The 11,986-nt window shown below is 54.6% G+C and carries 11 protein-coding genes; 5 read left to right on the top strand and 6 right to left on the bottom strand.

Annotation, left to right across the window (positions count from 1 at the left end; translation table 11 throughout):
- Nucleotides 1-7: 7 nt before the first annotated feature.
- From pcaF to ACRCWW_RS12250, 3 genes are read right to left on the bottom strand one after another with little or no spacing between them, the layout of a single operon-like run.
- Complete coding sequence (gene pcaF / locus ACRCWW_RS12260; protein WP_438682660.1) at nt 8-1,210, bottom strand: 3-oxoadipyl-CoA thiolase; 1,203 nt, start codon at nt 1,208-1,210, stop codon at nt 8-10.
- A gap of 9 nt (nt 1,211-1,219) precedes the next feature.
- Complete coding sequence (locus ACRCWW_RS12255) at nt 1,220-1,876, bottom strand: 3-oxoacid CoA-transferase subunit B (RefSeq protein WP_438682659.1); 657 nt, start codon at nt 1,874-1,876, stop codon at nt 1,220-1,222.
- 10 nt (nt 1,877-1,886) lie between these two features.
- The gene (locus ACRCWW_RS12250; protein WP_438682658.1) at nt 1,887-2,573 is read right to left on the bottom strand and encodes a 3-oxoacid CoA-transferase subunit A; all 687 of its coding nucleotides are present in this window, start codon (nt 2,571-2,573) and stop codon (nt 1,887-1,889) included.
- 157 nt (nt 2,574-2,730) lie between these two features.
- Between ACRCWW_RS12250 and ACRCWW_RS12245 the strand changes: the two genes are divergently transcribed.
- Nucleotides 2,731-3,537 carry an IclR family transcriptional regulator domain-containing protein gene (locus ACRCWW_RS12245; protein ID WP_438682657.1) on the top strand — a complete coding sequence of 269 codons (807 nt, stop codon included), beginning with the start codon at nt 2,731-2,733 and terminating at the stop codon, nt 3,535-3,537.
- Here the strand turns inward: ACRCWW_RS12245 and smrA are convergent.
- Nucleotides 3,534-4,097 carry a DNA endonuclease SmrA gene (smrA, locus tag ACRCWW_RS12240; protein WP_438682656.1) on the bottom strand — a complete coding sequence of 188 codons (564 nt, stop codon included), beginning with the start codon at nt 4,095-4,097 and terminating at the stop codon, nt 3,534-3,536. The two genes, ACRCWW_RS12245 and smrA, sit on opposite strands and share 4 nt — an antisense overlap.
- Before the next feature lie 891 nt (nt 4,098-4,988).
- Between smrA and ogt the strand changes: the two genes are divergently transcribed.
- From ogt to uspE, 3 genes are all read left to right on the top strand, one after another.
- Nucleotides 4,989-5,504, top strand: a complete 516-nt coding sequence (ogt, locus tag ACRCWW_RS12235; RefSeq protein ID WP_438682655.1) for a methylated-DNA--[protein]-cysteine S-methyltransferase — start codon at nt 4,989-4,991, stop codon at nt 5,502-5,504.
- 193 nt (nt 5,505-5,697) lie between these two features.
- Complete coding sequence (gene fnr / locus ACRCWW_RS12230; protein ID WP_138097328.1) at nt 5,698-6,450, top strand: fumarate/nitrate reduction transcriptional regulator Fnr; 753 nt, start codon at nt 5,698-5,700, stop codon at nt 6,448-6,450.
- Between the two features lie 137 nt (nt 6,451-6,587).
- On the top strand, nt 6,588-7,538 hold the full coding sequence (gene uspE, locus ACRCWW_RS12225) for a universal stress protein UspE (protein ID WP_438682654.1): 951 nt from the start codon (nt 6,588-6,590) through the stop codon (nt 7,536-7,538).
- Nucleotides 7,539-7,601: 63 nt separating this feature from the next.
- Here uspE and ACRCWW_RS12220 read toward each other — a convergent pair whose 3' ends face one another.
- Nucleotides 7,602-7,790: a YdiH family protein gene (locus tag ACRCWW_RS12220; protein ID WP_404656386.1), complete on the bottom strand. Its 189-nt coding sequence runs from the start codon at nt 7,788-7,790 to the stop codon at nt 7,602-7,604.
- A gap of 91 nt (nt 7,791-7,881) precedes the next feature.
- A complete protein-coding gene (locus ACRCWW_RS12215) occupies nt 7,882-9,201 on the bottom strand; it encodes an MFS transporter (protein ID WP_438682653.1) in 1,320 nt (439 codons plus the stop codon).
- Between the two features lie 383 nt (nt 9,202-9,584).
- Here ACRCWW_RS12215 and ACRCWW_RS12210 point away from each other — a divergent pair, with 383 nt between their 5' ends.
- Entirely contained in the window at nt 9,585-11,957 is a 2,373-nt protein-coding gene (locus ACRCWW_RS12210) for a glucose/quinate/shikimate family membrane-bound PQQ-dependent dehydrogenase (RefSeq protein ID WP_438682652.1), read from the top strand.
- The last annotated feature ends 29 nt before the right edge of the window (nt 11,958-11,986 follow it).

Genomic DNA, 11,986 nt, shown 5'->3' with positions numbered 1-11,986 from the left:
TGGCTCCTTAGACTCTTTCGATAATCAACGCGATCCCCTGACCCACGCCGATACACATGGTACAGAGCGCATAGCGTCCGCCCGTGCGTTTGAGTTGGTAAGCTGCCGTCATCGCCAGCCGACCACCTGATGCACCAAGCGGATGCCCCAGCGCGATCGCCCCGCCGTTAGGATTCACATGCGGCGCGTCATCCGGCAACCCCAGTGAACGCGTGACGGCCAGCGCCTGCGCCGCAAACGCTTCATTCAGTTCAATCACGTCCATCTGATCCAGCGTCAGCCCGGTTTGCGCTAACACTTTGCGTACCGCAGGCGACGGGCCAAATCCCATAATGCGAGGCGCAACGCCTGCCGTGGCAATGCCGACAACACGCGCCAGCGGCTGCAAATCGTTTGAGATTAACGCCTGCTCGCTGGCTAGCAGCAAGGCACACGCGCCATCGTTCACGCCAGAGGCATTCCCGGCCGTTACGCTGCCGTCTGCTCGCACCACCCCTTTCAGTTTAGTCAGCGCTTCCAGCGACGTAGCGCGAGGATGCTCATCGCGAGTGAAAGCCAGGGCTTCACCTTTTCGCTGCGGGACACTGACGGCGATAAGTTCATCGTCAAACAGCCCTTTCTCCTGCGCTACCGCGGTACGCTGCTGGCTGCGAAGTGCAAACGCATCCTGATCGGCACGGGAAATCCCAAATTCCCCGGCCACGTTTTCCGCCGTTTCAGGCATCGAATCGACGCCATACAGAGCTTTCATCAGCGGGTTGATGAAGCGCCAGCCGATGGTGGTGTCTTCCATTTTCATGCTGCGGCTAAACGCGCTTTCCGCTTTGCCCATCACGAAAGGCGCTCGCGACATGCTTTCAACGCCGCCTGCAATCATCAGCTGTGTTTCACCGCTTTTAATCGCCCGAGCCGCAATGCCAATGGCATCAAGGCTTGAGCCGCACAAACGGTTGACGGTGCTGCCCGGCACGGTGTCCGGCAAGCCTGCCAGCAGCAGCGCCATGCGAGCCACGTTGCGATTATCCTCGCCCGCCTGATTCGCACAGCCGTAAATCACATCGTCGATGCGCGCCGGATCAAGACCTGGGTTACGCTCCAGCAGCGCTTTCAGCGGCAGCGCCGCTAAATCATCGGCACGAACGCTGGAAAGCGTACCACCGAACCGACCGAACGGTGTGCGCACCGCATCGCAGATAAAGGCCTGATTCATCATAATTCCTTATGCGCTTTCCGCCAGTTGGTTGAAGGTCAGCTTCACGGGCGTGATGCGCTGTAACTCTTCAAAAGAGAGACCGTTGAACATTTCCCGCACGACCGGGCCGTCTGGCGTGATGTCGATCACCGCCAGGTCGGTATAGATACGGCTTACGCAGCCCACGCCAGTGAGCGGATAAGAGCAGTGCTCCACCAGTTTGCATTCGCCGTCGCGGGTTAAATGGTCCATCATCACGAACACCTGACGGGCACCAATCGCTAAATCCATCGCCCCACCTACCGCCGGGATCGCGTCTGGTGCTCCCGTGCTCCAGTTCGCCAGGTCACCGCTGGCGGAAACCTGATAGGCCCCCAGCACGCAGATATCAAGATGGCCGCCGCGCATCATGGTGAACGAATCACCGTGATGGAAAAAGCAACCGCCTTCCAGCAACGTCACATACTCTTTCCCGGCGTTAATCAGTTCGGGATCTTCTTCTCCCGGCTGCGGTTTGGGCCCCATGCCCAGCAGGCCGTTTTCGCTGTGCAGGAAAATTTCCTTATCGGCAGGCAGGTAGTTCGCGATGCGGGTCGGCAAGCCGATGCCCAGATTCACGTACGCGCCTTCGGGAATGTCCTGCGCCACGCGTTTTGCCATGTCGTCGCGAGTCAATTTTTGCATGATGTTCTCCTCAGGCGCTTTGGACGGCATTCAGGGTTGACAGCGAAAACACGCGCTGAACGAAAATCCCCGGTGTGACCACGTTTTCCGGGTCAAGGCCGCCAAGCGGCACGATGTCCGAGACTTCTGCGATGGTGGTTTTGGCGGCCGTCGCCATAATCGGGCCAAAGTTACGCGCCGCCTTGCGATACACCAGGTTGCCCCAGCGGTCAGCCTGGTGCGCTTTGATCAGCGCATAGTCGGCATGAATCGGGTATTCCAGCACATAGTGACGACCGTCGATTTCACGCGTTTCTTTCCCTTCCGCCAGCGGCGTGCCGTAGCCCGTCGGTGTGAAGACCGCACCAAGCCCTGACCCGGCTGCCTGAATACGCGCCGCCAGATTGCCCTGCGGCACCAGCTCCAGCTCCACTTTTCCACGGCGGTAGAGGTCATCAAAAATCTGCGAGTCCACCTGACGCGGGAACGAGCAAATCATTTTGCGCACCCGCCCGGCTTTCAGCAGCGCCGCCAGCCCCACTTCGCCGTTTCCCGCATTGTTATTGATGATGGTGAGGTCGCGTGCGCCCTGAGCGATCAGGGCATCAATCAGAAAAGTGGGTTGTCCGGCCGGGCCAAAGCCGCCAATCATAATGGTGGCACCGTCGGGGATCCCGGCGATGGCCCGTTCCAGCGTCGGGACGCTTTTGTCGATCATCAGGTCGCTCCTTGTTGTGCGGTTATCGCACTTTTATGCGTTGTTCGCACAAAATGTGACCCGCTTAACGGTGTCGGTCAAGGGCGATAATCGAAATATGGTGCGATTATCGAACATCCTGTATCTTTGCTTTCAAACTGTGATCGGAGGCAAAAACATGACCAAACATCCCGACGATCTCCTGAGCGGAGAGAGCGATCCGTTTAAGGGCGATCCCAACTTTATGGCTTCGCTTGCACGAGGGCTGGAGGTGATTCAGGCCTTTACCCCACAGCGCCCGGTGCTGTCGATTTCACAAATCAGCCAGAAAACCGGTATCCCGCGCGCGGCTGTTCGTCGCTGCCTGTATACGCTGGGCAAGCTCGGGTTCGTCTATGCGGAGGACGGGAAAAACTTCCAGTTGCGGCCACGCATTTTGTCGCTGGGTCACGCCTGGCTGGCGTCCACGCCGCTCGCCCGCTCGGCGCAGCCGGTACTGAAGCATCTGAGCGAAATGCTCAATGAGTCCTGCTCGATTGCGACGCTCGACGGCGACGATATTCTCTATATCGCCCGCGCCTCCAGTTCGCGGATCATGACTATCGATCTGGATATCGGCAGCCGCCTGCCCGCCTGGGCGACATCGATGGGGCGGGTTTTGTTGAGCCATCAACCGGAAGAGAAACTGAACGATATGCTGGCGCGAGTAACGATGATTCGCTATACGCCGCAGACAGTAGATTCGGTGAGCAAGCTGCGTACAGAGCTGAAGCGCGTGCGTCAACAAGGCTACGCGCTTAACGATCAGGAACTGGAGATGGGCTTACGATCGCTTGCCGTGCCGCTGTTCAACCCACAGGGGCATAATGTTGCGGCGCTGAACGTTGGCGTACATGCGGGGCAGATGTCGGCCCAGGAAATGGTTGAGCGCGTGCTGCCGGAACTGCAAAAAGCGGCAAAAGAGCTGACGTTACTGCTGCGCTAGCGGCTGCGTTTGGCGTGGCGTTCCCAGTTTTCCAGTTTGGCCTGCTCCGATTTTTTCAGCGCCACGTAACAAGCGCCGCTGCCGCCATGGTGCGGTAGCGCGCTACAGAACGCCTGCACGTCATCAAATTCAGTCAGCCAACGCGCCAGATAGCTACGAATAATGTTCGCGTGAGAATTATCGGCTTTGCCCTTGCCATGAATGATCAGCACATTTCGCAGCCCGTCCTGGTGCGCCTGGTGAATGAAGGCAAACAGCATCTGACGACTTTGCTCAACAGATTGACCAATCAGCGTCAGACTCGCTTGCTGGCTGTATTTGCCAAGCCGCAGCTTATCAAGTACCCCGTTTTGCAAGCCTTCCCGCTTATAGTCAAGCGGTGTGCCCAGCGGCACGATATCGAGAAAACCCGTTGTGAGGAAGTTGTCGAGTTGCAGCGTATCGACAGGCTTTGGCGCTTTGGTATTACGATGGGGCTGCCAGTGCACATTCACAGGCTGTTTGAGGGGCTGGACATCCTCCATGGCGTCAAGAAACAGCGATTTGTCGTCAGGGTTCATCTTTACCTCCTCCCGCTACGGCGTCTACTGAAAACGTACTATAGCCGCGCCCTGCCTCGCGCTCAATGCGTTTTGGTTTATTGGAAACTGTTTGCTGAAAGAATATATCATTGACTGTTTTTTAACCTGGCGGGAAATTAAAAAGAGTTAACCGTTACTTAACTAGAATTAATGGCAGATAACATGAAACATCAATGTTAAAAAATCGTGAAATCCATCACTGAAAAGTGCTGGTAATTAAATATAAATTCGCTATAACTGTATTACCTGCATGGGGGAGTAAAATGTGGGACGACGTTACGGAAATATTGCTGTGTATACTGCGGGATCTGGCGGATGTCGACAGATCCTGTTTTTTATCCGTAAAAAATAATTGCCTTTGAAATAATTACCCGCCCATGTTCATTCCCCGTTTTGCTACTTTCAATACTGCAACGCTTCTAATGGATGACTTTGAAATACATGGTATACGCTGAAGCTCAGGTGTGCTCGCCCTCCAGTTAGCGAGCAATGGGAGTACGGAACGTAAACATCACTGCGCATAATTGCATTACTTTCATGAAATATATTCACTAAGAATATAATCAGCCGCCACACGTTATTGGCCAATGGTCTTCCCAGAAAATATATCATTCCAGGTGCCAGCCTCTCATTATTGGAAATGCCATGCCGCTCTTGATGGAGCGGGAATAATGAGAAAAAACAGCAAAGATTAAAAAGTATTGCTTTGTGTTCAGTCCACTATTACCGCCGCTTTCATCACTCTAACTTTACACGTTTGTAACAGCCCCACCCTCAACGCAAAGCGCTAACACGACAGCAAGATACGAGTTAAGCGAAAAGAGACGGCGTGGTATGTTGTAGGCTTTCCCCCGTAATAAAGGAAGCGTGATGCTGACACTGCTGGAAGACAAAATTATCACCCCACTCGGCCCCTTGTGGCTTCTGTGCGACGAACAATTCCGTCTGCGTGCCGTCGAGTGGGAAGAACACAGCGACAGAATGGTGCAATTGCTGGATCTTCATTATCGCAGCGAAGGTTATCAGCGCGTCGCGGCCAGCAATCCGGACGGCCTGAGCGATAAGATGAAAGCCTACTTTGAAGGCGATCTCAGCGTGATTGATACCTTGCCGAGTGAAACCGCCGGCACGCCTTTTCAGCGTGAAGTGTGGAAGGCACTGCGTTCTATTCCCTGCGGACAGGTGATGCACTATGGCCAGCTTGCCCAGGCGCTTGGTCGTCCTGGTGCCGCCCGTGCCGTTGGTGCGGCAAATGGTTCGAATCCGGTCAGCGTGGTGGTTCCCTGCCACCGTGTTATCGGCAGCAATGGCACCATGACCGGTTATGCCGGAGGCGTGCAGCGAAAAGAGTGGCTGCTGCGCCACGAAGGCTACCTTTTGCTTTGATGATCCGTGCCATATTGGAAATATTAGACAGTTTTACGCTCGAACTCCGTCAATTTACCTTAGGGATATCAGTCAGATAGATGTACCTCTTCATTTCCCTTGCTAATATTGCGTGATTCGAGTTTTCGAGACTTACTTGCTCACCAAAAAGATGTTAAAATTGACCAATATCAATTAAAGCTCGAGCATATCTATGATCCCGGAAAAGCGAATTATACGACGCATTCAGTCTGGCGGTTGTGCTATCCACTGCCAGGATTGCAGCATCAGCCAGCTCTGTATCCCGTTCACGCTGAATGAGCATGAGCTTGATCAGCTTGATAATATTATCGAACGTAAAAAGCCGATTCAGAAAGGCCAGACCCTGTTCAAAGCAGGCGATGAGCTAAAATCTCTGTATGCCATTCGCTCCGGGACGATCAAGAGCTATACCATCACAGAACAAGGCGACGAGCAGATCACCGGCTTCCATCTGGCGGGCGATTTAGTCGGCTTTGATGCCATCGGCACGGGTCATCACCCGAGCTTCGCGCAAGCGCTGGAAACCTCCATGGTCTGTGAAATCCCGTTCGAAACGCTGGATGACCTCTCCGGCAAGATGCCCAATCTGCGTCAGCAGATGATGCGTCTGATGAGCGGCGAAATTAAAGGCGACCAGGACATGATCCTGCTGCTGTCCAAGAAAAATGCGGAAGAGCGCCTGGCGGCGTTTATCTATAACCTCTCCCGCCGTTTTGCACAGCGCGGTTTCTCGCCTCGTGAATTCCGTCTGACCATGACGCGTGGTGATATCGGTAACTACCTCGGCCTGACCGTAGAAACCATCAGCCGTCTGCTGGGTCGTTTCCAGAAAAGCGGCATGCTGGCGGTAAAAGGCAAATACATCACTATCGAAAACAGCGATGCGCTGTCTGTTCTCGCCGGTCAGGCCCGTAACGTCGCCTGACCCCTGCTTTTTCCTTCCGCCAGGTCGCTAAATTTTTGTGATTTATTGATCTGGCGAAGGTTATTCCCTGTTTCAATCACTCCGGATGGGTTATCTTTTATTTACAGACTGTGGTGACAGTTGTAAGGAGACCCTGTATGGCAAAGTATCAAAATATGCTGGTAGCCATCGATCCTAACCAGGACGATCAACCCGCATTGCGGCGAGCAGTTTACCTTCATCAAAGGATTGGTGGATCCATTAAAGCCTTTTTGCCGATCTATGATTTTTCCTATGAGATGACCACTCTTCTGTCGCCTGACGAACGCACTGCGATGCGTCAGGGCGTCATTAGCCAGCGGACCGCATGGATCCGCGAGCAGGCCAGGTTTTATATTGAAGCGGGTGTGCCGATTGACATTAAAGTCGTGTGGCATAACCGTCCCTTCGAAGCGATTATCCAGGAAGTGATGAGCGGCGGGCACGACTTGCTGCTGAAGATGGCCCACCAGCACGACAAACTGGAAGCCGTGATTTTCACTCCCACCGACTGGCATCTGCTGCGTAAATGCCCTTGCCCGGTGTGGATGGTCAAAGACCAGCCGTGGCCGGAAGGCGGCAAAGCGATAGTGGCCGTGAATCTTGCCAGCGAAGAGGAGTATCACAATGCCCTCAACGATAAACTGGTTCGTGAAACGCTCCAGTTAGCAGACCAAATTAACCATACCGAAGTGCATCTGGTCGGCGCTTATCCGGTCACCCCCATCAACATTGCGATTGAGCTCCCTGATTTCGACCCGAGTGTCTACAACGACGCCATTCGCGGCCAGCACCTGCTGGCGATGAAAGCGCTGCGTCAGAAATACAGCATCAGCGAAAACATGACCCATGTGGAAAAAGGCCTGCCAGAAGAAGTCATTCCGGATATCGCCGAACATCTGCAAGCGGGGATTGTGGTGCTGGGCACCGTGGGACGTACCGGGCTGTCGGCGGCGTTTCTCGGCAATACTGCGGAACAGGTTATCGATCACCTGCGCTGCGACCTGCTGGCGCTCAAACCCGATCAGTACCAGACGCCGGTTGAGCTGGATGACGAAGAAGATGATTGATTAGCCTGTAAAACAACAAAGCCCGCCGAGGAAACCCGGCGGGCTTTTTTATGGCTACAAGGATCAGTGGATACCCATGCGCCAGGCGTAGTCGATCTCTTCTTTCAGTTCCAGCGAGGAGAGCGCCATCAGATCGGCAAATTCCAGCTCTAACTGTTTAACGCGTTTCAGGTATTGTGCGGGGGTTAAAGCGGTCGCATCGCGGCGGAGAAATTCGACGGCAAGCTGCGCGGGGGTTAACTCGGTATCCATAGCATCCTCATTTACGTTGATAACCCGATAAGTATAGCAGCCAACCCTGTTTGTTTTTTGACCAAAAACAACAGTGGCGTAAATTTGAGCATTATCGCCGTAGCGGTTTGCCCGCCGTCTCTTTCGCTTTCAGCACGGTCAGGAAGGTGACCAGCGCCGCTCCCATCACGTAGTAAGCCGGTGAAAATTTGTCGCCCGTCGCGCCGATTAGCCATACCGAGAACCACGGCGTGATCCCGCCAAAGAAAGCGACGGCAAAATTATAAGCAATAGACAATCCACCGTAACGCACGCTGGTTGGGAACAGTTCAGCCATCGCTGCGCTGCATGCGCCATCGAATGCTGCAATAAAAGCGCCCAGTAACAACATTGCCAGCACTGCGGAGAGAAAATTACCCTGGGCCATGACCATCATCGCCGGATAGCTGAAAAGTATAAATCCTGCACAACCTGCCAGCATCAGCGGCTTACGGCCAAAGCGATCGGACAGATACCCCATAAAAGGCACCAGCACCGCAATGCCAAACAGCCCAACCGTCGTTATCGCGTAGGAATCCAGCTTCGAAAAATGCAGTTCGGTGGAGAGATAACCGGGCATGAAAGTTTGCAGCGTCCAGTGCCCCACGGCTTTCAGGACAACAAATCCGACGCAAAACAATAATGCAGGCCACGCTTTGGTGACGGCTGCACGCAAAGGCGCACTTTCAGTTTTGCCGCTTTGCGCTACCGCTTTGTATTCGGGGGAATCTTCAAGGTGCTGGCGAAGATACAATCCTACCCAACCCAGCGGCCCGGCAATGAGAAACGGAATGCGCCAGCCCCAGTCATTCATTGCCGTTTCACCGAGTGAAGCCGTTAGCAGAAAAACCAGCCCTGACCCGGCGACAAACGCCATAAAGCCGAAGTTATCAATCCAGCAGGTAAAATAGCCGCGCTTATCATTGGGGGCATATTCCGCCAGATAAGTTGTCGCCCCGGAGCTTTCACCCCCTGCGGCAAAACCCTGAACCAGACGAGTCACCACCAGCAACACAGTCGCCGTGACGCCAATTTGCGAATAGGTCGGCAGCAACCCCATCACAAACGTGGCGCCTGAAGTCAGCAGTATGACGGTTGCCAGCACTTTTTGCCGCCCAACCCGATCCCCGAGCGACCCAAAGTACAGCCCACCCAGAGGACGCATAATAAAACCCGCGCCAAAGACAGCAAACGAAGATAGCAACGCCACGCCCGGGCTGTCGGCATGAAAGAACTGCAAACCGATAATCGCCGCCAGCGTGCCGTACAGACCGAAGTCAAACCACTCAACAAAATGCCCTACGCCGGTAGCCAGCAATACTTTGCGCAACTTTCGCGCCACAGGGATGTCAGCCGGAGCCGACACGCTCTCCAGAGTTTGTGCCTTATTCATCGCCGCCCCTTCTGCGTTTCTATTATAGATATAGTATTAATCACGATGAGGAAATTACGCCCACTTTTCCTACGGCAAAATGTGAGCTCGATCCGTGTCGACACTGAATTACTCCCGCCCGATCACAGTTTAGTCCGCGTCAGTCTGAGGGATACGACGTTCATCTATTGAGTAAACAAATAATGCGAAATTATTTATTAACAATTGCGCAATGCAATTTAACAGTTCTATCATGCTGCCAATTAACCAAATGGTTCACACAATATTTCGTTGCGTATCTTTAAAGCGATTTAAAGCTTAAAAAAACGCGATCCATTGGCCTTTCTCAGAATAAATGATTCATCTGGTTCATTTCGGACAAAGGCCGCGTTAAGGAGACAGACATGGTAACGGGCAGTACGCCACAAGGATTCCCAGGGATCCTCAAGTGGCTTTTAGTGATATTGATGGCACTCATCGGGCTGGCAGTCGGCGGGCTGGGCGTTAAGCTCGCAAGCGTCGGTGGCAGTTGGTACTTCGGCATGATGGGTCTGGTGATGCTGATCAGCGCCTGGCTTATCGGCAGAAATCGTCGTGGCGGGATCTTGCTGTATGCCATCGCGTTTGTGGCGTCCATCATCTGGGCCATCAGCGATGCAGGCTGGGATTTCTGGCCGCTGTTTTCTCGTTTGTTCACCTTCGGCGTGCTGGCTTTCCTTTCGGCCCTCGTCTGGCCCTTCCTTTCTGCACAAAACACGCGTAAAGCCCCTGCTTTTAGCCTGGCGGCGGTGATTGCCGTGGTGTTGCTGGTTAGCGCTGGTGGCATGTTCCATACCCAAACGCTGGTCAGTGCCGACGAACCCGTGCCGGTGAAACCCGTCGCTCCGGGTGAAGCGCAGAAAAACTGGGAGCACTGGGGGAACACCACCCATGGCGATCGTTTTGCGGCACTGGATCAGATCAATAAGCAGAATGTGAATCAGCTTCAGGTCGCCTGGACCGCGCACACCGGAGATATTCCGCAGAGCAATGGCTCAGGCGCGGAAGATCAGAATACCCCGCTTCAGGTTGGCGATACGCTGTTCGTCTGCACGCCTTACAGTAAAGTGCTGGCGCTGGATGTCGACTCCGGCAAAGAAAAATGGCGCTATGACTCTAAAGCCACCGCGCCAAACTGGCAGCGTTGCCGTGGGCTCGGTTATTTCGAAGATAACCAGACCGCCGTAGCACCTACCTCTTCGGCACAACCTACGATGTGCGCTCGCCGTCTGTTCCTGCCAACCACAGATGCGCGCCTGATTGCGATTGATGCTGAGACCGGTAAACCGTGTGCGGATTTCGGCACCAACGGAGTGGTCGATCTCAGCGTCGGCATGGGGGATATCAAACCGGGTTACTACCAGCAAACCTCGACCCCGCTGGTCGCGGGTAACCTCGTGGTTGTTGGTGGGCGCGTGGCAGATAACTTCTCCACTGGCGAGCCTCCTGGCGTGGTTCGCGCTTACGATGTTCATACCGGGAAACTGGCGTGGGCCTGGGACCCGGGCAATCCGGCATTGACCGGTGAGCCACCCGCAGGCTCCACCTACACCCGCGGTACGCCAAACGTCTGGTCGGCGATGTCCTACGACGCGAAGCTGAATCTGATTTATCTGCCAACCGGTAACGCCACGCCAGATTTCTTTGCCGGGGAACGTACTGCGCTGGATGATAAATACAGCTCATCGATTGTGGCCGTAGACGCCACCAGCGGCCAGGTTCGCTGGCATTTCCAGACCACTCACCACGATTTGTGGGATTTCGATCTGCCTTCTCAGCCGCTGCTGTACGACTTGCCTGACGGCAAAGGCGGCACCACGCCAGTGCTGGTGCAGACCTCGAAACAGGGCATGATTTTCATGCTCAACCGCGAAACGGGTAAACCGGTCGCAAAAGTGGAAGAGCGCCCTGTTCCGGCCGGAAACATCAAGGGTGAGCGCTACTCCCCCACTCAGCCCTATTCCGTAGGGATGCCGATGATTGGCAACCAAACACTGAAAGAGTCTGATATGTGGGGCGCGACGCCGATTGACCTGCTGCTGTGCCGCATCCAGTTTAAAGAGATGCGCCATCAGGGGATCTTCACTCCGCCAAGTCTCGACCGCTCCCTGCAATTCCCGGGATCGTTGGGTGGCATGAACTGGGGCAGCGTATCGATTGACCCGAACAACAGCCTGATGTTCGTCAACGACATGCGTCTGGGGCTGGCGAACTATATGGTCCCGCGTGAAAACGTAGCGAAAAACGCCAGCGGCATTGAGATGGGTATCGTGCCGATGGACGGTACGCCGTTTGGTGCGATGCGCGAACGCTTCCTGTCACCGCTGGGCATTCCTTGCCAGAAGCCGCCGTTTGGTACGATGTCTGCCGTTGATCTGAAATCAGGGAAGCTGGTGTGGCAGGTTCCGGTAGGCACCGTAGAAGATACGGGCCCACTGGGTATTCGGATGCATATGCCAATCCCAATCGGGATGCCAACGCTTGGGGCATCGCTCTCCACGCAGTCTGGCCTGCTGTTCTTTGCGGGCACGCAGGATTTCTATCTGCGCGCGTTCGATACCGCGAACGGTAAGGAAATCTGGAAATCCCGCCTGCCGGTGGGAAGCCAGTCCGGCCCGATGACTTATGTGTCACCGAAAACCGGTAAGCAGTACATCATCATCAACGCAGGTGGCGCACGTCAGTCGCCAGACCGGGGCGATTACATCATCGCTTACGCGTTGCCTGATAAGCAGTAAAAACAAAGGGACCTTGCGGTCCCTTTTTC

Source organism: Scandinavium sp. (genome assembly GCF_051650185.1).
Taxonomy (GTDB): domain Bacteria; phylum Pseudomonadota; class Gammaproteobacteria; order Enterobacterales; family Enterobacteriaceae; genus Scandinavium.
The sequence above is the reverse complement of the archived record's forward strand: the minus strand, read 5'-3'. Positions and strand labels throughout refer to the sequence as shown.

Bases quoted from the DNA above. Each gene is read 5' to 3' on its own strand.
- uspE (WP_438682654.1), top strand. From the start codon at position 6,588: ATGGCAAAGTATCAAAATATGCTGGTAGCCATCGATCCTAACCAGGAC.
- ACRCWW_RS12210 (WP_438682652.1), top strand. From the start codon at position 9,585: ATGGTAACGGGCAGTACGCCACAAGGATTCCCAGGGATCCTCAAGTGG.
- ogt (WP_438682655.1), top strand. From the start codon at position 4,989: ATGCTGACACTGCTGGAAGACAAAATTATCACCCCACTCGGCCCCTTG.
- pcaF (WP_438682660.1), bottom strand. From the start codon at position 1,210: ATGAATCAGGCCTTTATCTGCGATGCGGTGCGCACACCGTTCGGTCGG.
- ACRCWW_RS12245 (WP_438682657.1), top strand. From the start codon at position 2,731: ATGACCAAACATCCCGACGATCTCCTGAGCGGAGAGAGCGATCCGTTT.
- smrA (WP_438682656.1), bottom strand. From the start codon at position 4,097: ATGAACCCTGACGACAAATCGCTGTTTCTTGACGCCATGGAGGATGTC.
- ACRCWW_RS12255 (WP_438682659.1), bottom strand. From the start codon at position 1,876: ATGCAAAAATTGACTCGCGACGACATGGCAAAACGCGTGGCGCAGGAC.
- fnr (WP_138097328.1), top strand. From the start codon at position 5,698: ATGATCCCGGAAAAGCGAATTATACGACGCATTCAGTCTGGCGGTTGT.
- ACRCWW_RS12215 (WP_438682653.1), bottom strand. From the start codon at position 9,201: ATGAATAAGGCACAAACTCTGGAGAGCGTGTCGGCTCCGGCTGACATC.
- ACRCWW_RS12220 (WP_404656386.1), bottom strand. From the start codon at position 7,790: ATGGATACCGAGTTAACCCCCGCGCAGCTTGCCGTCGAATTTCTCCGC.
- ACRCWW_RS12250 (WP_438682658.1), bottom strand. From the start codon at position 2,573: ATGATCGACAAAAGCGTCCCGACGCTGGAACGGGCCATCGCCGGGATC.